The sequence below is a fragment of the Gordonia zhenghanii genome (genome assembly GCF_021738965.1).
GTDB classification, from domain to species: Bacteria; Actinomycetota; Actinomycetes; order Mycobacteriales; family Mycobacteriaceae; genus Gordonia; species Gordonia zhenghanii.
On the sequence record NZ_JAKKOQ010000006.1, the window covers coordinates 1 to 23,078 of the forward strand.

Annotated in this window: 24 protein-coding genes and 1 rRNA gene; 10 read left to right on the plus strand and 15 right to left on the minus strand. The window is 65.7% G+C overall.

What is annotated here, in order from left to right:
• Nucleotides 1-102, plus strand: a 5S ribosomal RNA gene (rrf, locus tag L5G32_RS06710); the annotation flags it as partial.
• A gap of 707 nt (nt 103-809) precedes the next feature.
• Here the strand turns inward: rrf and L5G32_RS06715 are convergent.
• The 4 genes from L5G32_RS06715 to L5G32_RS06730 are packed head-to-tail and all read right to left on the minus strand — an operon-like array spanning nt 810 to nt 4,296.
• Nucleotides 810-1,892 carry an NAD(P)H-dependent flavin oxidoreductase gene (locus L5G32_RS06715; protein WP_237010263.1) on the minus strand — a complete coding sequence of 361 codons (1,083 nt, stop codon included), beginning with the start codon at nt 1,890-1,892 and terminating at the stop codon, nt 810-812.
• Nucleotides 1,889-2,644 carry a CoA-transferase subunit beta gene (locus L5G32_RS06720; protein ID WP_237010264.1) on the minus strand — a complete coding sequence of 252 codons (756 nt, stop codon included), beginning with the start codon at nt 2,642-2,644 and terminating at the stop codon, nt 1,889-1,891. The genes L5G32_RS06715 and L5G32_RS06720 overlap by 4 nt, the downstream gene beginning before the upstream one ends.
• Nucleotides 2,641-3,534 (minus strand): CoA transferase subunit A, encoded by an 894-nt coding sequence (locus L5G32_RS06725; protein ID WP_237010265.1) that lies wholly within the window; start codon nt 3,532-3,534, stop codon nt 2,641-2,643. The genes L5G32_RS06720 and L5G32_RS06725 overlap by 4 nt, the downstream gene beginning before the upstream one ends.
• 3 nt (nt 3,535-3,537) lie before the next feature.
• Nucleotides 3,538-4,296, minus strand: coding sequence for an enoyl-CoA hydratase family protein (locus L5G32_RS06730; protein ID WP_237010266.1), 759 nt, complete (start codon nt 4,294-4,296; stop codon nt 3,538-3,540).
• A gap of 62 nt (nt 4,297-4,358) precedes the next feature.
• Between L5G32_RS06730 and L5G32_RS06735 the strand changes: the two genes are divergently transcribed.
• Nucleotides 4,359-5,147 (plus strand): SDR family oxidoreductase, encoded by a 789-nt coding sequence (locus tag L5G32_RS06735; protein WP_237010267.1) that lies wholly within the window; start codon nt 4,359-4,361, stop codon nt 5,145-5,147.
• Nucleotides 5,148-5,336: 189 nt separating this feature from the next.
• Entirely contained in the window at nt 5,337-6,200 is an 864-nt protein-coding gene (locus L5G32_RS06740) for an SDR family oxidoreductase (protein WP_308192024.1), read from the plus strand.
• Nucleotides 6,201-6,280: 80 nt separating this feature from the next.
• On the opposite strand, the gene L5G32_RS06745 is transcribed toward L5G32_RS06740, so the two are convergent.
• Nucleotides 6,281-6,979 (minus strand): GNAT family N-acetyltransferase, encoded by a 699-nt coding sequence (locus L5G32_RS06745; protein ID WP_265738794.1) that lies wholly within the window; start codon nt 6,977-6,979, stop codon nt 6,281-6,283.
• Between the two features lie 99 nt (nt 6,980-7,078).
• Between L5G32_RS06745 and fadD8 the strand changes: the two genes are divergently transcribed.
• Both fadD8 and L5G32_RS06755 read left to right on the plus strand, forming a co-directional pair.
• Entirely contained in the window at nt 7,079-8,704 is a 1,626-nt protein-coding gene (fadD8, locus tag L5G32_RS06750) for a fatty-acid--CoA ligase FadD8 (RefSeq protein ID WP_237010270.1), read from the plus strand.
• A 148-nt stretch (nt 8,705-8,852) separates the two neighbouring features.
• On the plus strand, nt 8,853-9,836 hold the full coding sequence (locus L5G32_RS06755) for an SMP-30/gluconolactonase/LRE family protein (protein ID WP_237010271.1): 984 nt from the start codon (nt 8,853-8,855) through the stop codon (nt 9,834-9,836).
• A 6-nt stretch (nt 9,837-9,842) separates the two neighbouring features.
• Here L5G32_RS06755 and L5G32_RS06760 read toward each other — a convergent pair whose 3' ends face one another.
• Both L5G32_RS06760 and L5G32_RS06765 read right to left on the minus strand, forming a co-directional pair.
• The gene (locus tag L5G32_RS06760) at nt 9,843-10,322 is read right to left on the minus strand and encodes a nitroreductase family deazaflavin-dependent oxidoreductase (protein ID WP_237010272.1); all 480 of its coding nucleotides are present in this window, start codon (nt 10,320-10,322) and stop codon (nt 9,843-9,845) included.
• A gap of 4 nt (nt 10,323-10,326) precedes the next feature.
• Complete coding sequence (locus L5G32_RS06765) at nt 10,327-11,490, minus strand: steroid 3-ketoacyl-CoA thiolase (RefSeq protein WP_237010273.1); 1,164 nt, start codon at nt 11,488-11,490, stop codon at nt 10,327-10,329.
• A 153-nt stretch (nt 11,491-11,643) separates the two neighbouring features.
• Here L5G32_RS06765 and L5G32_RS06770 point away from each other — a divergent pair, with 153 nt between their 5' ends.
• Nucleotides 11,644-12,930 (plus strand): cytochrome P450, encoded by a 1,287-nt coding sequence (locus tag L5G32_RS06770; protein WP_372491648.1) that lies wholly within the window; start codon nt 11,644-11,646, stop codon nt 12,928-12,930.
• Nucleotides 12,931-12,936: 6 nt separating this feature from the next.
• Nucleotides 12,937-13,380 carry a nuclear transport factor 2 family protein gene (locus L5G32_RS06775; RefSeq protein WP_237010274.1) on the plus strand — a complete coding sequence of 148 codons (444 nt, stop codon included), beginning with the start codon at nt 12,937-12,939 and terminating at the stop codon, nt 13,378-13,380.
• Nucleotides 13,381-13,685: 305 nt separating this feature from the next.
• On the opposite strand, the gene L5G32_RS06780 is transcribed toward L5G32_RS06775, so the two are convergent.
• Complete coding sequence (locus L5G32_RS06780; protein WP_237010275.1) at nt 13,686-14,105, minus strand: DoxX family protein; 420 nt, start codon at nt 14,103-14,105, stop codon at nt 13,686-13,688.
• Between the two features lie 120 nt (nt 14,106-14,225).
• On the opposite strand from L5G32_RS06780, the gene L5G32_RS06785 reads away from it, so the two are divergent.
• On the plus strand, nt 14,226-14,570 hold the full coding sequence (locus tag L5G32_RS06785) for a winged helix-turn-helix transcriptional regulator (protein ID WP_237010276.1): 345 nt from the start codon (nt 14,226-14,228) through the stop codon (nt 14,568-14,570).
• A gap of 96 nt (nt 14,571-14,666) precedes the next feature.
• Here the strand turns inward: L5G32_RS06785 and L5G32_RS06790 are convergent, their stop codons facing one another.
• From L5G32_RS06790 to L5G32_RS06800, 3 genes are read right to left on the minus strand one after another with little or no spacing between them, the layout of a single operon-like run.
• On the minus strand, nt 14,667-15,836 hold the full coding sequence (locus L5G32_RS06790) for a thiolase family protein (protein ID WP_237010277.1): 1,170 nt from the start codon (nt 15,834-15,836) through the stop codon (nt 14,667-14,669).
• A complete protein-coding gene (locus L5G32_RS06795) occupies nt 15,836-16,873 on the minus strand; it encodes a thiolase family protein (RefSeq protein ID WP_237010278.1) in 1,038 nt (345 codons plus the stop codon). Before L5G32_RS06795 ends, L5G32_RS06790 begins: the two co-directional genes overlap by 1 nt.
• Before the next feature lie 25 nt (nt 16,874-16,898).
• Complete coding sequence (locus L5G32_RS06800) at nt 16,899-17,912, minus strand: Zn-ribbon domain-containing OB-fold protein (protein ID WP_237010279.1); 1,014 nt, start codon at nt 17,910-17,912, stop codon at nt 16,899-16,901.
• Between the two features lie 68 nt (nt 17,913-17,980).
• Between L5G32_RS06800 and L5G32_RS06805 the strand changes: the two genes are divergently transcribed.
• Entirely contained in the window at nt 17,981-19,015 is a 1,035-nt protein-coding gene (locus L5G32_RS06805; RefSeq protein WP_237010280.1) for an LLM class F420-dependent oxidoreductase, read from the plus strand.
• Between the two features lie 22 nt (nt 19,016-19,037).
• Here L5G32_RS06805 and L5G32_RS06810 read toward each other — a convergent pair whose 3' ends face one another.
• The 4 genes from L5G32_RS06810 to L5G32_RS06825 form a co-directional block, all read right to left on the minus strand.
• Nucleotides 19,038-19,409 carry a nuclear transport factor 2-like protein gene (locus L5G32_RS06810; protein ID WP_237010281.1) on the minus strand — a complete coding sequence of 124 codons (372 nt, stop codon included), beginning with the start codon at nt 19,407-19,409 and terminating at the stop codon, nt 19,038-19,040.
• A gap of 50 nt (nt 19,410-19,459) precedes the next feature.
• The gene (locus tag L5G32_RS06815; RefSeq protein ID WP_237010282.1) at nt 19,460-20,047 is read right to left on the minus strand and encodes a TetR family transcriptional regulator; all 588 of its coding nucleotides are present in this window, start codon (nt 20,045-20,047) and stop codon (nt 19,460-19,462) included.
• Nucleotide 20,048: 1 nt separating this feature from the next.
• Nucleotides 20,049-20,465, minus strand: coding sequence for a PaaI family thioesterase (locus L5G32_RS06820; protein ID WP_237010283.1), 417 nt, complete (start codon nt 20,463-20,465; stop codon nt 20,049-20,051).
• Nucleotides 20,466-20,530: 65 nt separating this feature from the next.
• Entirely contained in the window at nt 20,531-21,340 is an 810-nt protein-coding gene (locus L5G32_RS06825) for a crotonase/enoyl-CoA hydratase family protein (protein WP_237010284.1), read from the minus strand.
• Nucleotides 21,341-21,401: 61 nt separating this feature from the next.
• Here L5G32_RS06825 and L5G32_RS06830 point away from each other — a divergent pair, with 61 nt between their 5' ends.
• A complete protein-coding gene (locus L5G32_RS06830; RefSeq protein ID WP_237010285.1) occupies nt 21,402-23,033 on the plus strand; it encodes an acyl-CoA synthetase in 1,632 nt (543 codons plus the stop codon).
• The last annotated feature ends 45 nt before the right edge of the window (nt 23,034-23,078 follow it).

Consider the following 23,078-nt stretch of genomic DNA (forward strand, 5'->3'; position numbering starts at 1 on the left):
GGAGGGGAAACGCCCGGCCCCATTCCGAACCCGGAAGCTAAGCCCTCCAGCGCCGATGGTACTGCACTTTAATCAGTGTGGGAGAGTAGGACACCGCCGAACTAAACATCGTAGAGCCCCCAACACATCCGTGTGTTGGGGGCTCTACCACTATCTACACACTTATAGAACTCGCAGCGGCACGTAACCCCGTTCGCTGGTCGAGCGGAGTCGAGACCCTCGTGCGTACAGCGGATCTCGACTCCGCTCGATCAACGAAGAAGCCGCTCAACCCGCCGGTCGAGCGAAGTCGAGACCCTCGTATGTACGACGGATCTCGACTCCGCTCGATCAACAGGGTGGCGGGTTTGCGCTTGTAGCTCACTGCCGCGTACAGCGGATCTCGACTCCGCTCGATCAACGAAGAAGACACCCACCCCGCCGGTCGAGCGAAGTCGAGACCCTCGTGCGTACGGCGGATCTCGACTCCGCTCGATCAACGAGGTTGGCGGGCCGCGCTGTGGCTCACTGCGGCGTAGAGCGGATCTCGACTCCGCTCGATCAACCGAGGCGGCGGGCCCGCGTCCTGGCCTCACAGCGGTACACGCCCACCCTGCTCGTCGAGCGGAGTCGAGACCTCCTGGCGTACAGCGGATCTCGACTCCGCTCGATCAACGCGATTGGTGGGTGAGAGGTCCAGCCTGACGACGGTTCTGGACGCCGCTCGATCAACGTGGGTGGTGCGTTATAGCGGAGCACGCCCCATTCTTACTGGTCGCGCAAACAGCCCGGGTCGTCGACGACGACCCGGGCTGAAGTGCTCTGACGAGTCAGAGGAGGGCAGACAGGGCGGTGAGCCGCTCGTGCGCCTGCGTCATGATGGACTGGATCAATTCGTCACAAGACGGGAGGTCGTTGATCATTCCGACGACCTGACCGGAAGCGAGCACACCCGCATCGGTGTTCCCCTCGACGAGGCCTGCCTTCAGCAACATGGGCGTGTTGCCTGCCATGATGATCTGCTGCCAGGTCCGTTCACCGGACTTGCGCATCGAGGCGCCGTCGCGGAGCATCGTGGTCCAGCGCATGCCCGTCATCTGCTTGAACTCGTTGGCATTGCGGGCTGCGGCGATGAGTGCCTTCGGGCGTGAACCGCTCTCGAGTGCCTCGACGAGTCGGGTGCGGAGCACGCGATGCGGCATCCCGTCGACCTTGGTCGAGACGACAGTGTCGTTCAACGTGCGGTCCAGGTACTCCTGTTTGACGCTGTCCGGGACCGCCGAATCGGACGTCAGCAGGAAGCGAGTGCCCATCGCTACGCCGTCGGCTCCGTAGCCGAGCGCTGCCACCAGTCCCCGGCCGTCGAAGAATCCGCCGGCAGCGACCACCGGAATCGACGTCTTGCCCGGTCCACCGAGTGCGTCGACCACGGAAGGCAAGAGGAGAGTGGTCGCGACGGGTCCCGTGTGGCCGCCGCCCTCACCGCCCTGCACGATCACGGCGTCCGCGCCCCACGAGGCGACTTTGACCGCATGCTTGGCCGCTCCGATGGACGGAACGACGGCCAAGCCATGATCTTTCAACTTCGCGATCAGATCAGGCTTCGGGGCGAGCGCGAAGGAAGCGACCTTGACGCCTTCGCGGATGAGCAGGTCCACCCGCTCGGCTGCGTCGGTGGCGTCCGCCCGAAGATTCACACCGAACGGCTTGTCGGTCAACGTCTTCGTCTTCTTGATCGCGAACTCGAGCTCGTCGTACGTCATCGTCGCCGATGCGAGGATCCCCAGTCCGCCTGCATTCGCGGTGGCCGCGGTGAGTGACGGTCCCGAGACCCAGCCCATACCGGTCTGCACCACCGGGTACTTGACTCCGGCGAGTTCGGTGAACCGGGTGCTCAGAGCGGGAGCGGTCACGATTTGACCTCGCGGTTGCGCGTCGCCTTCGGGTCGAGCACATCGCGGATGATGCGGAGTTGCTCGTCGGTCGGAGTCTCGGTGACCGGTGCGGCCTCGAGTCCAGCGACGGGGAATCCCGTGTTCTCGGCGACCTCGTCGGCCGTCACCCCGGGATGAAGCGAGCGTGCCCGCATCGTGTGTCCCGGGCCGTCGAAGTCGAAGACACCCAGGTTGGTGACGACGCGGTGGATGTTCAACGAGTCGAATGCCGGGTTGCTGCCGTCGACCTTGTCGAAGCCGACGCCGCACACGATGTCGACGGTCTCGACGAACACGCGTGTGGAGTGGCGAGCCACCCAGTAGCTGGTCGGATGTCCGAGCGTGTTGCCGGGCGCGCCACGCAATCCGAACATTTGGCGCGTCGGCTGTTGAAGTGGTCCGAACGCAGACAGATTCTGGTTGCCGAACCGGTCGATCTGGTTGGCGCCCATGACGACATGGCGGCGGCCGCCTCCGATGACGTCGAAGACCTTGCGGAACGGCATCCACCCCTCGGCTGCGCCGGACTGGCCGACGGCAGGTGTGTCGGCGAGGATCAGCGCTTCGCCGTCGGTGATGAGGAGGTCGGGCTCGGTGGTCAGACGCGCGAGACGGGCGCCGATCAAGGGCGTCGGCGCCATCGGCGACGCCATGATCTCGCCGGATCCGGTGAAGATGTCTGCGCAGGCTGCGACACAGTACTCGGCGCGGGTGATGTCGGTGGTGCTCACTTGTTCTCCTCCTGCTCCGCGTGCCAGCGGATGACTTCCTCCTGGTACGTGGCCTCGTCGACGTCGAGGAAGCGCGTCCGGAACGCGGCCCACGACTGCTCGTCGCCGGCGGACTCGGCGTAGAAGCGCTGGAACGACTCGTCGCGGCGATAGGCGCCCGCGAATGTGAAGTGCGCTCCGTTCGGCGCGCTGACGACCCGGTCGACGTCCATCCGATTGAGGAGGAGACGCTCGTTGGGCGCCTCGGCCATCAGTTCCTCGGTGGAGACGATGCGGTCGACCTCCAGGTAGCGGCGTTGCGCCGCTGCCAGGTACAGGCCGTCGAAGTAGGGGTCGATGCCGGTGTAGGCGGCGTTCCCGTGGGCGTCCGCGACGTCGAGGTGGACGAAAGCCGCATCGAGGGTCAGCGCGGGCATCGCGACCAACGTCTGGGTGCGACCGTCCGCATCCGGGTACGGCGACTGAACTGTCTTCAGTTCGCCCTGCCAGAAGTCGAATGCCGCGGACCCGAGCCCGGCGCGGATCGGCATGAACGGCAGGCGGGCGGCCGCAGCCTGCAGACCGCACTTGACCATGCCCTCGTCCATCTCACGCGACTCGATGGCGCCGGAGGTCCGGGCCTTCGCGAACCACGGATCGTAGAACGGCGCGGAGTCCAGGGAGACGAACCCGTAGTAGGCGCGGCGGACCTTGCCCGCGGCACACAGCAGCCCAAGGTCGGGTCCGCCATAAGTGACGACGGTCAGATCCTTCACGTCGCTGCGTGCGATCGCCCGGACGAGGGCCATCGGCTTACGTCGAGATCCCCACCCGCCGATCCCGATCGTCATACCGTCGCGGAGTTCGGCGACGACGTCGTCGAGCGAACTCGTCTTGTCTCGAAAACCCATTCCTCAGTTCCCTTTCGGCTTGCCGGTCTCGACGAACGCGTCACGGTGTTCGTCGCTCACTCCGGCCAGATTCAATTCGTAGGTGTATCGCTGCTCGAGCAGGTAGCTCGTCTTGACGTCGACCGGATCGATTCCGTTGATCGCCGCCTTCGCTGCGCGGATCACCCGAGTGTCCTTGGCGTCGATCTTTCGGGCGACGTCGAGTGCGGCGTCGAGCAGTTCCTCACGAGGGACGGCCCGGTACACCGAACCGAAGTGGACGAGTTGCTCGGCAGTCGCGTTCTGCGCGGTGTAGTACAGCGTCCGCATCATGTGCTGCGGGACGAGTCGCGCGAGGTGAGTCGCGGCCCCGAGCGCTCCACGATCGACTTCGGGGAGCCCGAAGACCGCATCGTCGGATGCGACGATCACGTCGGCGTTGCCGACGAGTCCGATGCCGCCGCCGACGCAGAAGCCGTTGACCGCGACGATCACCGGGACGGCGCAGTCGTAGACGGCGGAGAACGCAGCGGCGCAGCCCTTGTTGGCGGCGACGAGCGCGTCGAAACCCGCCGACTCCTGCATCTCCTTGATGTCGACGCCCGCGTTGAAGCCACGGCCTTCGGCCCGCAAGATCACGACGGTTGTCTCGGGGTCGTCGCCAGCGGCGCGAATGTCGTCGGCCAATTGAAACCATGCTGTGCTCGGCAGCGCGTTGACCGGTGGAAAGTCGACGGTCACGGTGACGATGCCTGATTCGATGCGGTCGGTGGTGATCGGCACACCTGCTCCTTACATTCCGCAGTACCCAAGCAAATGCTTGCTTGTCCGGTAGGGTAGCACTCATGAGTGAAACAGCGCATACGCCTGCCGATCTCGGTATCGCAGGTTCGACGGTCCTGGTGACCGGCGGCGTTCGCGGCGTCGGAGCAGGAATCGCCGACGTCCTGGAGGGGCTGGGGGCGACTGTCGTCGTCTGTGCTCGCCGCCCTCCCGACGAGCCTGTCGACGGCCGAGACTTCCATTCGTGTGATGTCCGAGACCCGGATGCGGTCGCTGCGATGATCGAGGCGGTCGTCGCTCGACACGGACGGCTCGACGGGCTGGTCAACAACGCGGGCGGATCGCCGTTCGCATTGGCGGCCGATGCCTCGGACCGGTTCACGCAGAAGATTCTCGAACTGAACCTCCTCGCGCCGATGATCGTTACGCGCGCCGCACAGGCTGTGATGGCGAGGCAAGAGGACGGCGGCGCCGTCGTCAACGTCTCGAGCGTCAGCGGTCACCGACCGTCGCCCGGGACGTCGGCGTACGGAGCAGCCAAGGCCGGGCTGGACAACCTGACCCAGTCCCTGGCTGTCGAGTGGGCTCCGGCGGTCCGGTTGAACTCCGTCGTCTGCGGCCCCGTCCAGACGGAACTGTCGCACCTGCACTACGGAGACGACGCCGGGATCGCCGCTGTCGGCGAGACCATCCCGATGGGGAGGCTGGCGTCGCCAGTCGACGTAGGTCGGGCCGTGGCCTTCCTCCTGTCGCCGTTGGCCTCCTACATCACCGGTTCGACGCTCACCGTCCACGGTGGAGGCGAGAAGCCGGCGTTCCTCTCGGCGTCGAACGCCGACAACGCGGTGTGAGACGTCCGGCCCGTTCGCGAGCCGCGTCTGACGAAACTGCCTGACGAACCTACAAGTGCCAGAACAGGAAGTGATTGAACAGTGACAGAGGGAAGAGATCTCGACTCCGCTCGATCAACGGAAGACGACTCCGCTCGATCGGCGGAAGGCGACTCCGCTCGATCAACGGAAGGTACCGCTCGCGTCGTCATCGTGACGGGCGCCGGGCAGGGGATTGGTCGCGCGCATGCTCTCGCATTCGCCGCAGAGGGCGTGAAAGTCGTCGTCAACGACTACGCTGCCGACTCCGCCGAGTCCGTGGTGGCAGAGATCGTCGAGTCGGGTGGCGAGGCCGTGGTCGCCGCGGGCGACGTCGCGGACTGGGACACCGGTGCGGGCATCGTGCAGAAGGCGATCGACTCGTTCGGACGTCTCGACGCGCTCGTGAACAACGCCGGATTCCTGCGCGATCGCATGTTGGTGTCATTGAGTGAAGAAGAGTGGGACTCGGTGGTGCGAGTGCATCTCAAGGGGCATTTCGTGATGCTTCGGCACGCGGCTGCGTACTGGCGCAGCGAGGCGAAGGCCGGTCGGACCCCGCAGGCACGCATCGTCAACACGTCGTCGGGTGCGGGCATCTTCGGCTCGGTCGGGCAGGGCAACTATGCGGCAGCGAAGGCCGCCATCGCCGAGCTGACGATTCAGGCGGCTACCGAGCTCGGCGGCTACGGGATCACGGTGAACGCCATCGCACCGTCCGCTCGCACGCAGATGACGCTCGGTGCAGGCGGCGAGATGGCCGAGCAGATGGCGGCGCCGGAAGACGGCTCGTTCGACGCGATGGACCCGGCGAACATCTCGCCCCTCGTCGTGTGGCTCGCCTCCGCCGACGCCGGTGACGTCACCGGCCGCTTGTTCGAGGTCGAGGGCGGGGTCGTGACTGTTCTCGACGCCTGGCAGCGCGCCGCGACCGCCGACAACGGTGCACGGTGGGAGCAGGGTGAACTCTCCAGCGTTGTACCCCGGCTCGTCGCCGAGTCGCCGAATCCGGTCAAGGTGTACGGCGCCCGCTGACCGACGCTCGCGCAGTCGAGGCCCCGCACTCCGAAATCGGAGTGCGGGGCCTCGATTCTGCTATGGGAGCGGGCGTTCCGTCAGGCGGTCGCGCCGGGGGCGCGGACGACCATCGGGACGCCGGGGAAGTAGGCGGCCATCTCCGAACGGCAACGGCGGAGTGCGGCCACGCCGTAACCCTTCTTGCGGCTCTCCGGACGGATCCAGATGCGGACATCGACTTCGCCGCCGACGAGCTCCCCGAAGACGATGCCGATCTTGTCATCGTTCTCGACCGCGACCAGCCAGACAGCGTCCTCGTTGTCGACGCGTCCGACCCCTTGCGCGATCTCGTCGCCGATCTCGCCGGCCGGTGCGCCCGAGCCGTCACCCGCGACGCCCTGTTCAGCGGTGCGCTCGGTGAACAGGTCTGCGTCGTCGCTCGCGGAGAACGGACGCAGGTTCAGCGTATCGCCGCTGCTGGCCGGTCGGTCGGCGAGCGTGAACGTGATCTCGTGGTTGAGATCGTCGAGCTCGCTCTGGTTCTTGCGGCGTCCCTCTTTGGTCAACTGATGCAGCGACATGTTGAGGACGGCTTCGGCTCCGAGCTGAGACTTCCCGAGGAGCTGGGAGATCGCGGCGGCCGCGGAGTCCCGGTCGTCGGCTTCGACGATCGTGTCCAGAACCTCGTGACGCCGCTCGAGGGCGGTGAGCAATGCATCGGTGATGTCGCGACGGGTGGTTGCCTGGTCCAAATCAGTCATAGACCGATCGTTGCACGACTTCTCTGTTACCGGCAGGTCTACCGAAGGGTAAGTTCGCGGCGCTGCCGATGGTGTGGGGCAACGGGTTTCGGCGAGTCACTTTCACAAATCTAGAACACGTTCTAGTCTGGTGTGATGAGTGGAGAACAGACCGACCTGCCTGCCGACCGACTGCTGCACAACCCGGTGCACCTCGGCGATCTGATGGTCGCCGCGCTCAAACGGCACGCGAACAGCCCTGTCCTGCAACTGGGCGACACTGAGCTCACCGGCCGCGAGATGGCCGACGCGATCAGCCGGTACGTCCAGGCGTGCGAAGGCCTGGGGTCGGGAACCGGCACGGCCGTCGGTCTCCTCGCGTTGAACCGCCCGGAAGTGCTGTTCGTCGTCGGCGCCGGGCAGACGCAAGGATGGCGTCGGACGGCGTTGCATCCTCTCGGATCGGCCGACGATCACGCGTACGTCCTGTCGGACGCCGGTGTCACCACGCTGATCATCGATCCGGTCCCGATGTTCGTGGAGCGGGCCGTCGCGTTGCTCGAGAAGGTCGACGGCCTCACCCAGGTCCTTACGCTCGGACCGGTGCCACCAGAACTCGCCGAGGTGGGCGTCGACCTGATCGCGGAGGCCGACCGCTACACAGCAAAGACGTTGACGGCCAAGACTCTCGACCCCGAGCACGTCGTGTCGATCACCTACACCGGGGGCACCACAGGCAAGCCGAAGGGCGTGATCGGGACTGCGCGCGCGATGTCGACGATGACACAGATCCAGCTGGCCGAATGGGAGTGGCCGGAGCGGCCGCGTTTCCTCATGTGCACACCGCTCTCGCATGCCGGCGCCGCCTTCTTCGTGCCCACCCTCATCAAGGGCGGCACGATGCTGGTGCTCAGCAAATTCGATCCGGCCGAGGTGTTGGAGACGATCGAGCGGGAACGGATCACGGCGACGATGCTGGTGCCGTCGATGATCTATGCGCTGATGGACCATCCCGACTCCCGCACGAGGGACCTCTCGTCGTTGGAGACCGTCTATTACGGTGCGTCGGCGATCAACCCGGTCCGGTTGGCAGAGGCCATCGACCGGTTCGGTCCGATCTTCGCGCAGTACTACGGTCAGTCCGAGTCGCCGATGGTGATCTCGTACCTCCGCAAGGACGAGCACGATCAGGCCAGGCTCGGTAGCTGCGGTCGGCCGTCGGCGTTCTTGCGAACCAAACTGGCAGGCCCCGACGGAGAGCCTGTCGCGCCGGGCGAGCCCGGTGAGATCTGCGTGTCCGGGCCGCTCCTGGCAGGCGGCTACCTCGGACTGCCCGAGCAGACGGCCGAGACGTTCTCCGACGGTTGGCTGCACACCGGCGACGTCGCGCGGGAGGACGAGGACGGATTCTGGTTCATCGTCGACCGGACCAAGGACATGATCGTCACCGGGGGATTCAACGTGTTCCCCCGCGAGGTGGAGGACGTCGTCGCCGAGCACCCGGCGGTCGCCCAGGTCGGGGTGATCGGGGTGCCCGACGAGAAGTGGGGCGAAGCGGTGACCGCCGTCGTCGTCCTGCGATCGGACGCCGACCGGTCCGACGCTGCAACCGGCCGGATCGCCGAGGAGATTCAAGCGGCAGTCAAAGAGCGCAAAGGCGGGGTACAGTCGCCCAAACGCGTGGTCTTCGCCGACTCTCTGCCACTCACGGCACTCGGCAAGCCCGACAAGAAAGCCCTGCGCGCTCAGTTCTGGGAGGGTCTCGAGCGCTCAGTAGGGTGATCGTCTCCGCTGCGCTCAGAATGTGGCCGGGTGCAGCCGGAGACCGCCCACACCGATCCCGTCGCACGATTCGACTGACAGTCGACTCGTGCGGCGGGATTCTCCCTTTCTGGCCGCTACTCTGTAGCGAAAGCGGCGAGGAGATGTGATGCGGATTCGCATGGGTGCGACAGTTGCGAGCGTAGGACTGCTGGTGGGAATCGTTCCGCTCGGACTAGTTCCGGTAGTCCGGGATGCGACACTCGGCGTCGCGCAAGCGCAGTCCTGCGCTCACGCATCGGTCGACGTGAAGATCCCGGCTGCGACGCCGGTGCTCTCATGGGCCGAGAACGTCGGGTTCGACGCGGACGGAGACCTGTGGGTCTCCCGCGTCCTCGGGAACGTGATCGAACGGTACAGTTCGGGGCCGTCGCAGCAGACAGCTGGCCGTCCGACCGCCCGCGTCCACATCGATTCTCCGGGTGCGGTCCGTCTGGGGCCTGGCGGACGGATGTACGCGACGTCGGGTGACACCACGCTCAACATGATTCCCGGGCTGCCCCTTCGCGGCACTGTCGTTTCATTCGATCCGGCTGCGCCGGAACGGGTTCGGGTCGAGGCACGTGGGCTGGGCATGCCGAACGGACTTGCGTTCGACGAGCGGGGCACGATGTATGTCGCGGACTCGAACCTCGGCGTCGTCCGTGTCCGAGGAGACGGGACGATCGACCGTGCTTGGTCCGCGCGTGCACCGCGAAATCTGGCTCCCGATGCGACCGTGAACGGGACTGGAATGAACGGAATGGCGATCGTCGGCGGGGACGCTTACGTCGGGATGACCACGAGTGCGAGCGGTCGGATCTTGCGCGTCTCGCTCGACGATCCCGCCGACGTGTCGGTCGCTGCGGACCTGACGGCTCCGTGGCCCGGAGTCGTCGACGACCTGGCGATTCTGGCCGACGGGCGTCTCGCCGCCGCGACGACGACGGGACAGATGATCGTCGTCGACAAGAACAAGCGACGCTGCGTGGTCGACGCCGGCCGCCCGCTGACGTCTCTCGCAGTGACGCCGTCCGGCGATTCCCTTGTCGCGGGAACCGAGGACGGCGCCGTGCTCGAGTTCAGCGGGCGATTGTTCGGCGCCCCGGCCTGACCGTGCTCACGCGCGATCGCAGACGATGACCGGGATTCTCCGGTCAGTCCATGCCGCGTACGCGTCGAAGTCGGCATACAACTCGACCAGCTTCGGCCACAATTCGCCGCGCTCGGCGTCCCCCGCGATGCGGGCCGTGTAATCGCCAGTGTCCGAACCGATCTGAATCCGCACCGCCGGATCGGCCTTCAGGTTGTGAAACCAGGCGGGATTCGCGGGTAGACCGCCCTGCGACGCGACGAGCACGATCGACTCGCCGTGTCGCAGGTACAGCAACGGCACCGTGCGCTCCTGGCCGGACTTGCGTCCCGTGGTCGTCAGCAGACACACGGGGACCGGCCTGCGCATGGCGGCCCCGACCCGCCATTTGTCGCCCAGGCGTCCTCCGGTGGCCCGGTACAGAGCGGTGTTCAGCCGCGACCCGTACTTGATGAGCCGTCCGACGATCGGCGAATCCAGTTGTGCGGGCCGGTTACTAGGATCCATCGGGTCAGATTCGCTCGAGAATCGTCGCCGTCGACAGCGCTCCGCCTGCGCACATCGTGACCAGCGCGTGCTCGCCGTCGGTGCGTTCGAGCTCGTGCAGCGCGGTGGTGATCAGCCGCGACCCCGTGCTGCCGACCGGGTGCCCGAGAGCGATCGCACCGCCGTTGACGTTGACCTTGTCCATGTCGGCGCCGTGGACCTGCGCCCAGCTGAGCACGACCGACGCGAATGCCTCGTTGATCTCGACGATGTCGATGTCGCCCAAGCTCATGCCGCTCCGGGCGAGGACACGCTCGGTGGACTGCACGGGCCCGTCCAGATGGTAGTAGGGCTCGGCTCCGACGAGGGCCTGGCTCTTGATCCGGGCGCGGGGACGCAGCCCGAGCTCGCGTGCCTTGTCCTCGTCCATGATGAGTACCGCCGCCGCACCGTCCGAGATCTGCGATGCCGTTCCCGCCGTGTGGATTCCGCCCTCCATCACGGGCTTCAGTGCAGCGAGCGACTCACGCGTCGTCTCGCGGAGACCTTGATCCCGTGCGACGTCGAGGATCTGGCCGGTCAGTTCGCCTTCTTTGGTGCGCTCGGGCGCCTTGACGGTGAGGACTTCGCGGTCGAAGCGACCCTCGTCCCAGGCGCGCTTGGCGTTCGTCTGTGACCGCACGCCGAGCGAATCGACGTCGTCGCGGCTGATGCCACGTCGTTCGGCGATGCGTTCGGCCGCGTCGAACTGGTTGGGCATGTCGATGCTCCACGACTCAGGACGACGCGGGCCCGCGTCAGTGCCGACGTTCGCGCCGAGCGGCACATGCGACATCGATTCGACGCCGCAGGCGATACCGATGTCGATCGCACCGGCCGAGATCAGTCCCGCCACAAGATGATTCGCCTGCTGTGCGGATCCGCACTGGCAGTCGACGGTGGTGGCGCCGGTCTGCCACGGCAGCCCGGAATGCAGCCACGCGGTGCGCGTGACGTTGTTGCCCTGCTCGCCGACCTGCATCACCGCGCCGCCGATCACCTGCTCGACGAGAGCCGGATCGATTCCCGCTCGCTCGATGACCCCGAGCTGCGCGGTGCCTAGTAGCTCGGCTGCGTGCAGCCCTGACAACCAGCCGTTGCGCTTGCCGATCGGCGTGCGAGCCGCCTCGACTATTACCGGTACACCCATGCCGAAAGTCCTTTCTTGACGTTAATCTTCACCAAAACTAGAACAAGTTATTGTTCACGTCTATCCAGTGTGGCAGAGTGTGAGCTACAGCAAATTGTAACGGGTTCTCGTTTCAGGCGGGGCCCGCGCAACCTTCCGAAATGAGGTGATGACGTGACCCAGGCGCAGAGCGTTGAGACGGGGGCGTCGAAGGAATCGGCGGGCGGCTGCCCGTTCATGCATCAAGAGGGGTGGGACTTCACAAATCCCGATCTTTTGCAGCAGGGCATCCCGGTCAAGGAGTTCGCAGAGCTCCGCAAGACCGCGCCGATCTGGTGGAACGCACAACTTCCAGGCAAGGGCGGCGGCTTCCGGGACGGCGGCTACTGGGTGGTGTCACGGCTCGACGACATCCGAGAGATCTCGAAGAACGCCGACGACTGGTCGGCGGCCGAGAACGGCGTCATCATGCGATTCGACGACGAGATGGAGCCGGAGCAACTCGACGCCACCAAGGCGCTCCTGATCAATCACGATCCGCCGGAGCACACTCGCATGCGCAAGATCGTCTCGCGGGCATTCACGCCGAAGGCGGTCCACGCACTCGAGGACACCCTCGACGAGGCGGCACGCCGGATCGTGTCCGAGGCAGCAGCGGCAGGAAAGGGCGACTTCGTCGAACAGATCGCCGTCGATTTGCCACTCCTGGCGATCGCCGACCTGCTCGGCGTCCCCGAAGAAGATCGCGCCAAGCTGTTCCACTGGTCCAACGCGATGATGAATTACGACGATCCCGACTTCGAGCCGGACGCGTTGACCGCCAACATGGAGATCCTCGGGTACGGCTACAACATGGCCGAGAAGCGACGCGAGTGCCCGGCCGACGACATCGTCACCACCCTGATCGAGGCCGACATCGACGGCCACGCGCTCGACGAGACCGAATTCGGATTCTTCTTCATCCTGCTCACCGTCGCGGGCAACGAGACCACGCGTAATGCCATCTCGCACGGCATGAACGCGTTCCTCGACAACCCCGAGCAGTGGGAACTGTTCAAGAAGGAGCGGCCCGCTACGGCGGTCGACGAGATCGTCCGCTGGGCGACCCCGGTCAACTGCTTCCAGCGCACCGCCAAGCGCGATCTGACCCTCGGCGGCGTCGACATCAAGAAGGGCGAGCGCGTAGGCATGTTCTACGGGTCCGCCAACTACGACGAAGACATCTTCGACGATCCGTACACCTTCGACATCACGCGTGATCCCAACCCGCACGTCGGATTCGGCGGCAACGGAACGCACTTCTGCATCGGAGCCAACCTGGCCCGCATGGAGATCAACCTGATGTTCAACGCGATCGCCGACCTCATCCCCGACATCACCAAGATCGGAGACCCCAACCGTCTCCGTCACGGGTGGATCAACGGGATCAAGGAACTTCAGGTCGACTACGGGACGAAGTGAGGGTGCATGGCTGACGAACTGCCGTCGTATCTCGACCTCGATCGAGAGAACAATCCGGCGGTGCTCGCCGGGCGTCGCTCGCGAGACGCAGTGCTCGCACGCGATAAAGACGCGTGGCTCGCCAACTTCGCCGCCAACGCCGTCGTCGAAGACCCGGTAGGGCCGTCGATGTTCGACGAAGACGGCGTCGGACACCGTGGGGCCGAAGGTCTTTCCGCTTTCTGGGACAAGACCATCGGCACCACCGAGAAGATTGACTTCGCCTTCGACAAAGAGATCATCTGCGGCGACGAAGTGGCGTACGTCGGAAAGATCGTCACCCACATCGCGGGACACATCTCCGAAGCGAACGGGGTCTTCACCTACAAGGCCGACAGCAACGGCGACCTGGTGGCGTTGCGGGCCTTCTGGGAGGTCGGAGAGACGATGTCTTCTCTGCGCCCCGCTTAGATTCGGTTCGTGACAAGAGCCCGACGCCATTCGGTTGGCGTCGGGCTCTTGTTGTTTCGTCGCTTGTGCGTTGCGTGAGGCGTGTGTCGCGGAATTGTCCGCCGCGCAGTCCTCGCCGACTCGGCTAGCGCCTCGTGGGCTGCGGGGAGCGCGGCGAACAATTCCGCGACACACGCTTTGGGCATCAGTTGTTGAGTCTCAGATGCTCGGCGTCAACCGAACGGCGTCGGGCTCTTGTCCTGAGCTGTCTTTGCGGGGCGCAGTTTGTCCTCGGAGTCTCTGCGCCCGCGTTGAGTTACGCTGTCCTACTTTTTGAATCTCTTCGCGACGTGGGAGTCGACGGACGCGACGCCCTGGTCGGCAATCGCGATGGCGATCAGGCCTGCGATGAGGGCGAGGGGGAGTTCGTAGCCGCCGTCGGACGACCAGAAGCCTGCGTCGATGTGGGCGATGAAGATGGCGCCGATCATGTCGAAGATCAGGAGGAGCGCGACCAGCGGGACGGCGATGCCCGCGATCAGCGCGATGCCGCCCGCGAACTCGAGGATCGCGGCGACCCATGCGGACAGCGTGGGCAGCGGAGCGCCCATCATGTCGAAGCCTGCGGACGTGGCGTCCATGCCGTTGACGAACAACTTCTGGCAGCCGTGTGCCAGGAAGATGATGCCGAGAATGACGCGGGCGATCGTCGTCGACAGGCCCTGTGCGTGTTTGAGCGGGTTCATATGTGGCTCTCCTCCGAGAGTGTGGGGGCGGGCGCTCTCGCGAAACGCCTGAATAGAACGAACTAGAACGATCGAACCACTTACCTTTCGTAAGCGCAAGTGAAGGCGTACATTGATCTTGTGTCCGATTCCGCAGTGCTGCCGTACGACGTCTTCGCGAAGAAGTGTCCGTCGCGGCAGGTGTTCGAGCACGTCACCGGGAAATGGGGCGCGCTGGTCCTCGGCTGCCTGGACAGCGGGCCGCAGCGTTTCGGCGAGATCCGCTCGCAGATCGAGGGAATCAGCGATCGGATGCTCACTCAGACCCTGCGCACCCTGTGCGACGACGGGCTCGCCGTCCGTACCGCGGACTCGCCTGCGCACCCCGTCTATCGGCTGACCGAAGCCGGCGAGGATGTCGCCGCGGCAGTTCGGACCCTCATCACGGCCGTCGAGGACGCGATGACGAACGGTGCGGGAGTATAGGTTCTCAATGACATCTCGGCCGAGCCCAACGAGAACGAGCGGAGCCGAGATCGATGATCTCGGCTCCGCTCGTCTAGTTCAGTCGGTGCGTGCGGACTAGGGTTTGTCCGCCCCGACGACCCACATCGAGAAGTACTGGGAGCCGCCGCCGTATGCGTGACCGAGCGCCTTCCGGACGTCCGGCACCTGGTGGGCGCCCCCCTTGCCCATCACTTGGATGGCAGCTTCGGCACAACGGATCATTCCGGACGCGCCGATGGGGTTGGACGACAGCACGCCGCCGGAGGCGTTGACTGGCAGTCTGCCGCCGATAGCCGTCTCACCGGCCTCGGTGAGTTTCCATCCCGAGTACTCGGGCATGAAGCCGAGGTTCTCCAACCACATCGGTTCGAACCAGGAGAACGGCACGTAGATCTCCGCCGCATCGATCTCTTCGAGCGGATTCGTGATCCCGGCGGCCTTCCACAGTGCGGCGGAGGCGTCGCGCCCCGCCTGCGGGCTGACCACGTTGCGATGCGAATAGGAGAGCGGTTCCGTGCGCATCGCCGTTGCGTGCACCCACGCGACCGGACGCCCCTCGGCGAGTGCGTCGTCGGCGGATGCCTCGTCGCCGATGACGACGGCGCAGGCACCGTCCGACGACGGGCAGGTCTCGTCGAATCGAATCGGATCCCACAGCATCTGGGAGGCGAGGACCTTCTCGACAGTGATGTCCGGCTGCTGCAGATGGGCGAGCGGATTGAGGGAGCCGTTCTTCCGGTCCTTCGCCGCGACCATCGCGCCGATGTGAGCTGGAGCCTTCGAGTTGTTGATGTACGAGCGTACGTGCGGGGCAAAGAAGCCGCCGGCACCCGCGCCGACCGGCATCGTGAACGGGACAGGAATCGACAACGCCCACATGGCATTCGACTCCGACTGCTTCTCCCAGGACACGGCCAGCACGCGGCGGTGCACGCCGCTGCTCACCAACGACGACCCGACGATCGCCGTCGACGCTCCGACTGAACCGGCGGTGTGCACCCGGATCAGTCGTTTGCCGACGGCGCCGATGGCCTCCGCCATCGCGAGTTCGGGCATCATGGACCCCTCGAACAGGTCGGGAGCCTTTCCGATGACGATCGCATCGATGTCGTCGAGACTCACCTGAGCGTCCTGCAGGGCCCGGTCGATCGCCTCGCGGCACAGTCCGGCCATCGTCACGTCATGTCGCTTGGCGACGTACTTGGTCTGCCCCGTGCCCAGCACGGCGGCGCGATTGCGGCCCATCAGTTCCCGCCTTCCAACGTGAGCACCATGTTCTGCTGCAGCAGCGGCCCGCTCGTGGCGTGCGCGACGGCTGTCCAGGCGTCCTGGGTCAGGATCGCGTGCGCCGCGTAACCGATGCGCTGCAAGCCTGCGGAGAACAGCGCGTTCCCGCCCATCACTCCGCCGGACGGATTGATCCGCGTGCTGTCGCCGATCCCGAGTTCGCGTCGGACGATCAGTTCCTGATGCGTGTACGGCGCATGGATCTCGGCGACGTCGACATCACGGCTGCGGTCGCCGAATGCGGTGTCGGCGGCCAGTTTCGTCGACGGTGAGCGCGTCAGATCTCGCGCTCCGAAGTTCGGGGTGTCGATGCGGTGATCCCAGCCGGTGACCCAAGCCGGGTTGTCGACGAGCTCGCGGGCTCGTTCCTCGCTAGCGAGGATGACGGCGGCACCTGCGTCCGCATACGGCGCGATGTCATGCGCGCGCAACGGATCTCGAACATACGGCGCAGTCAGGAGTTCATCGGCGTCGGCGCTGTTCGTGCGTGCGGCGACGGCGGCCATCTCGGCCTCGGTCCAGCTGCCGGCGTCGATGCCTGCGCGAGCCTGCAGTCCGGCGAGTGAGGACGCGCCCGGCCACAGCGGCACCACCGTGTACGGGTCGGTCTGCAGTGTCAGAGTCATGTCCATGTCGCCAGCCGACGACTTGCCGAAACCGTAGGCCAAGGCGAGGTCCACTTCGCCGGTCGCGATCTTGACCCACGCCTCGTACAGGGCCCATGCAGCGTCCATCTCGACGTGCGACTCGTTGATCGGTGGGACGGCGCCGATCGCGTCGATCGCCGAGATGAACGAGAACGCCCGCCCGGCCAGATAGTCCGATGAACCGCTGCACCAGAATCCGATGTCGGTGCGGCTGATGTTCAGGTCGGCGTACAGCTTCTCGAAGCAGGGGATGAGCATCTCGACACCATTGGTGGTGCCGTGCGTCTGCGGGACGTTGGCGCTGTGGGCGAACCCTACGACTGCGATCCGCGGGAAATCCGTACTCATGGTTCGGTCGACTCCTTTCGCAGGTCTACAGGTGGTTTCGGTACGACTCGAAGTCGGCGTCCGGTTCGCCGTTCGGAGCGAAGTGACTCACGTTGCGTAGCGTGTGGTCCCATTCGGCTTCCGGGCGCCAGACGGCTTTGACGCGCATGCCCATCCGAACGTCCTCGGCGGGGGTGTCGAGGATCAGATGCAGGAACGGGATGTCGGCACCGTCGAGCAGCACGTAGGCGGCGACGTACGGCGGTTTGATCTGCTGACCGAGGAACGGCACGTTGACGATGCAGAACGTCGTGATCGTTCCGGTGTCCGACAGTTCGACGCGGTCGACAGTCGGTGAGCCGTCGGCCGGGCTCGCCTGGCGTGGTGGGAAGTAGACCTCGCCGGTCGCGACGCGGCCGCCGATGAGCTTGCCCGCCTTGAGTCCTTCGAGGTACCAGGACTCCTGTTCGGTGGCCGAATGGGAGATCGTCATGCCGATCGGCGTCGTGACGATCACGTTGCCTGCGTCGTCGGCGATCGACTCCCCGTCTGCCGGCACTGCGGCCTCGGCGGTGTCGCCGAGCGAGAAGTGGCCGATGTCGTCGATCCGTCCGGTGCGCACTTCGCGCCACACAGCGTGCACCCGTGCTCCGGTGCTCATCTGATCGGGCGAGTCGGCGGCCACCGCGTGCAGCAGCGACGTGTCGGCGCCGTCGAGGCGGATCAGCGCCCACGCGAACGGCCGGTCGAGCGGCTGTACGTCGGACGGAGACGGTTGCCAGGACCAGGACTCGACTGTGCCGACCGGCGAGACCTCGACGATGTCGGTCGTCGCCGATCCGGTCGTGGGGTCGAACTCGTTCGGCGGCACGCTCACTCGGCCGTCGGACCCGCGACTGCCGACGATGCGGCCGTCTCGGAGGGCGAGTGCGAACTGGGAGAGCACGGGGCCGAGCGACCTCGTGTAATCGAAGGTGTTGGTCAGGTCCGCGGATAGGATCTCCGACTCGGGCGCGGGCACCGACACTTCGGGACTCGAATGTTGGGCACTAGTAGTCACCTCCTAACTAGAACACGTTCTAGTATTCTGGGCAAGGGTTCGATGAGTCTTCGATGAAAGGTGCGCGCGTGAAACTCGGTCTACAGCTGGGATATTGGGGTGCGGATCCCATCGAGAACGCTGCTGAACTCGTACTCGCAGCCGAGCGCGAGGGCTTCGATTCGGTGTTCACCGCGGAGTCGTGGGGGTCGGACTGCTACACCCCTCTCGCCTGGTGGGGGTCGCAGACCGCACGCGTGCGGTTGGGGACTGCGGTGGCGCAACTGTCGGCGCGACCTCCGACGTCACTGGCGATGGCGGCATTGACGCTCGACCACCTCTCGGGCGGACGGCACGTGATCGGGCTCGGCGTCTCCGGTCCGCAAGTGGTCGAAGGCTGGTACGGGCAGTCGTTCGGCAAGCCACTCGCGCGGACTAGAGAATACGTGCAGGTGGTGCGGGACGTACTCGCGCGTGAAGCGCCCGTCACCAGCGACGGGCCGCACTATCGACTCCCGCTGGCCGACGGGACCGGCGTCACCGGGCTGGGAAAGCCGCTGAAGTCGATCACCCATCCGCTGCGCGCCGACATTCCGATCTGGCTCGGCGCAGAAGGGCCGCGGAACGTCGCGCAGACTGCGGAGATCGCCGATGGATGGCTCGCCGTCTTCTACACGCCGCGACTGGCCAGCATGTTCGACGCCTGGCTCGACGAAGGCTTCGCACGACCGGGCGCCCGCCGGTCGCGTGCGACCTTCGAGATCGCTGCGAACGCGCAGTGCGTCATCACCGACGACGTTCCGGCGGCCATCGAACGGTATCGTCCGTCGACCGCCCTTTACGTCGGCGGCATGGGCGCGAAGGAGAAGAACTTCCACGCTGACCTGTACCGTCGGATGGGGTACGGCGAGGTCGTCGACGAGGTCGGACGTCTGTTCCGGTCTGGTGACAAGGCCGAGGCCGTCGCCGCCGTGCCCGACGAGATGGTCCGCGAGACGATGCTCGTCGGCACCCGGGACGAGGTTCGCGAACAGATCGGTGCGTGGGAGAGGGCCGGCGTCACAACGCTGATGGTCACGGCTCGGGACGTGCAGACGATTCGGGAGTTGGCCGGACTGGTCTGACCGTCGCGCGCGGTCCGGAACGTCAGTGCATCGCTCGGATGCAGTAGCTGCGGAGCTCTTTGACCGTGGCAGATTTGGCAGCTCCCGCGAATCTGAAGGCATGGCTGAACGAGACTCGCCCCGACTCCGTCTCGACGAATCCGTCGCAGGCGGCGAGGCGCCCGTGAGTGATGACGGCTGCGATCTCCAGGCTTCGGGCCGAGGTGCCCTGGCACGCGTGGACCGCCGCATCTCTGCCCTCGTGAGTCACGTCGCCGACGACTGTCCAGGTGACGTCTTCGGACATCCAAGTCGACACTGTCTGTCCGTCGCCGCTGGCCCACGCGGTGACGATCTCGGTGACTATCCCTATCCGGGGTGCATTCCCGCAATCGGTCGGGAGCGTGATCTCCATGACCGGATTGTAGGCCTCGGGGTGATGCGCGGCAGGGCGTCGTCCGGCAGTCAATCCGTCGACGAGATCACTTCTCGTGCGGTCGCAGTGACGGAGTCTCGCAGCCACTGTCGAGGTCTGCCGTCGGGAAGGTGCCTGCGGACTGCTCCGTACGGAAGGTCGACGAGTGCGTACATCGCTCGGTCGAACTCTTCGGGACCGGGCTTGTCGAAGTGGCGGCGCGCCCAGTCTTCCAGCGCCGCGCGCGCGGTGGCGTTGCGTTCGCGGAGTTCGGCGGCGACCGTGTGCGGTGCGCGACGGTCTATCCCACGTTCGTCGAACGTCAGAAGCAGTCGGGCCTTGCCTGGGTTCGCGCCGCACCAGTCGAAGACGTAAGCGATCGCGGCGTCCGCCGCCGCCGCGGTGTCGGTGTCTGCCAGCGCGTCCACGAAGCCCGTTTGGAACTCGGCGATCGTGCGTATCCAGAGTCGTGCGAGGATCTCGTCGCTCCCCGCGAAGCGGTGGTAGACCGAACCGGAGGGGGCGCCGGTCGACCGGGCGACGGCCGCGGCGGTGACGGCGGCGGGCCCCTCGTCGACTGCGATCTGCAGTGCCGCGTCTAGGAGGTCGTTGGTGCTGAACTTAGGACGGCGGCCCACGTCACGTTGCGGTCGACGTCGCCAGGACGGTGCCCTGCGCCACGGCGCAGAGCTTCGTTTCACCCGCGTCGTCGACGACCTCGATCCGACATCGAGCCGTCGCCTTACGGCGGCTGGAGTGCACGAGTTCGGCCGTCGACCGCAGTACGGAGCCATCTCGGGCGCTGGACACGTAATCGATGGTGAATCCACTGGTCAATACGCTTGGTCCGAGGCCGATCGCGGCGGCGAAGGTGATGCTGTTGTCAGCGAGATAGGCGAGAACGCCGCCGTGGACGAGACCGTACTGCTGGCGGAGTCGGTCGTCGACGGGCACTTCGAGAACGGCGCGGTCGTCGCCGAATGCCGTGAGACGCGCGCCGAGCAATTCGCTGAACGGCTGCGCGTGCAGGACTTGACTGGCGAGTTCGAACTCCATGTATTAGAGACTGGCCGCTAATAAAATCGATGTCAAGGCCTCGATCACGGACCGCGTCCGCAATTTCATTCGCCGGTGAACGAAGGCTTCTCCTTGTTGGCGAACGCGCGGGGGCCGATCTTCGCGTCGGCCGACTTGAAGACGGCGGCGCCGAGTTCGGCGTCGATCTTGAACGCCTCCTCCTCGTGCAGGCCTTCCGAGTCGCGGATGGTCTTGAGGATCGCCTGGACCGCCAGCGGTCCGTTCGCCGCGATCTGGTCGGCGATCTGCAGCGCCTTGTCGAGTGCCGTGCCGTCCGGGACCACATAGCCGATCAGTCCGTACCGCTCGGCTTCGGCCGCGGTGATGTGCCTGCCGGTCAACAGGATGTCGGCGGCGACGGTGTACGGAATCTGCCGAACCAGGCGGACGGCGCTGCCTCCCAATGGGAAGAGTCCCCACTTCGCTTCCGACACACCGAATTTCGCACTCTCGCCTGCGACGCGGATATCGGTTCCCTGCAAGATCTCAGTACCGCCTGCGATCGCAGGTCCCTCGACTGCTGCGATCAGCGGTTTGGTGAGACGACGGCCTTTGAGGAGTGCGGGCAGTCGGGTCAGGTCCCAGCCGCCCTGGGTGAACTTGTCGCCGGGGGCCTGCTTGTTCATCGACTTGAGGTCGGCCCCCGCACAGAAGTAGCCGCCTGCGCCGGTCAGGATGGCCGCCCGGATCTCCGGATCTGCGTCGACCTGGTCCCATGCCTGCTCCATGATCGCCATCATCTCGGCGGAGAGTGCGTTGCGTGCCTGTGGACGATTCATCGTCACGATCAGGACGTGGCCCCGCTTCTCGACGAGGCATTCCGGTGCTGCGGTGGCGGTGGTCTGTTCGGACATTGATTCCTCCGGTCTCGTGCCATGCCTTGCCACGGACAGTAACACGTTCTAGTTTTGACGCATGGCTTACACAATCGCGGACCTCATCGAGCACGCCGTCGACCTGATGCCCGACCGAGTCGCCCTCGAATCAGGGGACGAGTCCCGGACCTACACCCAGATGGAGGAGCGGTCGAACGCGATCGCTCACCAACTCGCCGAACTCGGTGTCGGACCCGGCGATCGAGTCGGTCTGTACAGCAGAAACACCATCGAATCCGTCGAGTCGATGATCGCCATCTTCAAGATCCGCGCGGTCATGGTGAACGTCAACTACCGCTACGTCGAGCCCGAACTCGAGCACATCATCACCGACTCCGGGATGAAGGTGCTCATCCACGAAGGCCGCTACACCGAACGCGTCTGCAACGTGTTATCGAAATCGCCGCACGAGGTGGTCGCACGGGTGGTGGTCTCGGCTCCGACCGACCAACAACCAGGGCTCGACGAGCGGGACGGCGTGGCCGTCGTCGACTACGAGGAGGCGATCGCCGGATCGTCTCGCGAGCGCGACTTCACCGAGCGCAGCGACGACGACCTGTACATGCTCTACACCGGCGGAACCACCGGGAAGCCGAAGGGTGTCGTCTGGCGTCAAGAAGATGTGTGGCGCGTCCTCGGCGGCGGGATCGACTGGTACTCGGGCCGACCGGTCGAGAGCGAGTGGGAGCACGCCGAGACCGGGGCCGCGGGCGGTCAACTCGTCCGATTCCCGATCCCGCCGTTCATCCACGGCGGCAGCCAGTGGGCCATCTTCCAGTCCCTGTTCGCGGGCGGCAAAGCCGTCGTCTACCCCGACTTCGATGCGGCCGAAGTGTGGGCGGCCGTCGAGAAGCACAAGGTGAACGTCGTCTTCATCACCGGAGACGCGATGGGGCGCCCGATGATCGAGGCGCTTGAGGCCGGCGACTACGACACGTCGACCGTCGTGTCCGTCGCCTCGTCTGCCGCGCTGTTCTCGCCCGCCGTCAAAGAGCGGTACTTGGAGAAGTTCCCGAATGCCGTCGTCATCGACGCGATCGGGTCGTCCGAGACCGGGTTCGGCGGCATGGGCATGGCGGTCAAGGGGCAGAGCCGAGTCGGCGCGCCGACGGTCAAAGCCGATCCGAACACGCACGTGCTGCGTGAGGACGGGACACGGCTGCAACCGGGCGACGACGAGGCCGGCCTTCTCGCCCGGTCCGGTCACATTCCGCTGCGCTATCACAACGCGCCTGCCAAGAGCGCCGAGACATTCGTCGAATACGACGGCATCCGCTATTCGCTGCCCGGTGACTCGGCGCGCATCGAAGCAGACGGAACCATCACGATGCTCGGCCGCGGGTCGATGTCGATCAACACGGGCGGCGAGAAGGTGTTCCCCGAAGAGGTCGAGGCCTCGCTGAAGTCGCATCCCGACGTCTTCGACGTGAGCGTCGTCGGTGTCCCCGACGAACGGTTCGGGCAACGCGTCGCAGCCGTGATCGCCTCGCGTAGCGGCGCCCGTCCGACGCTGGCGGAACTCGGCGAGGTGGTTCGCTCGGACCTGGCCGGATACAAGGTTCCGCGCAGTGTGTGGTTCGTCGATGAACTCAAGCGTTCGCCCGCAGGAAAACCCGACTATCGGTGGGCAGCCGAGGTGGCATCGGACCGGCAGCCCGACGAGGCCCTGTAGCGATGTCCGCCGTACCGACGTGCATCAATCAAGCCCCGTAGTCAC

Excerpts from the sequence above, each read along its gene's own strand:
- L5G32_RS06725 (WP_237010265.1), bottom strand. The coding sequence starts at position 3,534 with ATGGGTTTTCGAGACAAGACGAGTTCGCTCGACGACGTCGTCGCCGAA.
- L5G32_RS06735 (WP_237010267.1), top strand. The coding sequence starts at position 4,359 with ATGAGTGAAACAGCGCATACGCCTGCCGATCTCGGTATCGCAGGTTCG.
- fadD8 (WP_237010270.1), top strand. The coding sequence starts at position 7,079 with ATGAGTGGAGAACAGACCGACCTGCCTGCCGACCGACTGCTGCACAAC.
- L5G32_RS06755 (WP_237010271.1), top strand. The coding sequence starts at position 8,853 with ATGCGGATTCGCATGGGTGCGACAGTTGCGAGCGTAGGACTGCTGGTG.
- L5G32_RS06760 (WP_237010272.1), bottom strand. The coding sequence starts at position 10,322 with ATGGATCCTAGTAACCGGCCCGCACAACTGGATTCGCCGATCGTCGGA.
- L5G32_RS06765 (WP_237010273.1), bottom strand. The coding sequence starts at position 11,490 with ATGGGTGTACCGGTAATAGTCGAGGCGGCTCGCACGCCGATCGGCAAG.
- L5G32_RS06775 (WP_237010274.1), top strand. The coding sequence starts at position 12,937 with ATGGCTGACGAACTGCCGTCGTATCTCGACCTCGATCGAGAGAACAAT.
- L5G32_RS06780 (WP_237010275.1), bottom strand. The coding sequence starts at position 14,105 with ATGAACCCGCTCAAACACGCACAGGGCCTGTCGACGACGATCGCCCGC.
- L5G32_RS06790 (WP_237010277.1), bottom strand. The coding sequence starts at position 15,836 with ATGGGCCGCAATCGCGCCGCCGTGCTGGGCACGGGGCAGACCAAGTAC.
- L5G32_RS06795 (WP_237010278.1), bottom strand. The coding sequence starts at position 16,873 with ATGAGTACGGATTTCCCGCGGATCGCAGTCGTAGGGTTCGCCCACAGC.
- L5G32_RS06810 (WP_237010281.1), bottom strand. The coding sequence starts at position 19,409 with ATGGAGATCACGCTCCCGACCGATTGCGGGAATGCACCCCGGATAGGG.
- L5G32_RS06820 (WP_237010283.1), bottom strand. The coding sequence starts at position 20,465 with ATGGAGTTCGAACTCGCCAGTCAAGTCCTGCACGCGCAGCCGTTCAGC.
- L5G32_RS06825 (WP_237010284.1), bottom strand. The coding sequence starts at position 21,340 with ATGTCCGAACAGACCACCGCCACCGCAGCACCGGAATGCCTCGTCGAG.
- L5G32_RS06830 (WP_237010285.1), top strand. The coding sequence starts at position 21,402 with ATGGCTTACACAATCGCGGACCTCATCGAGCACGCCGTCGACCTGATG.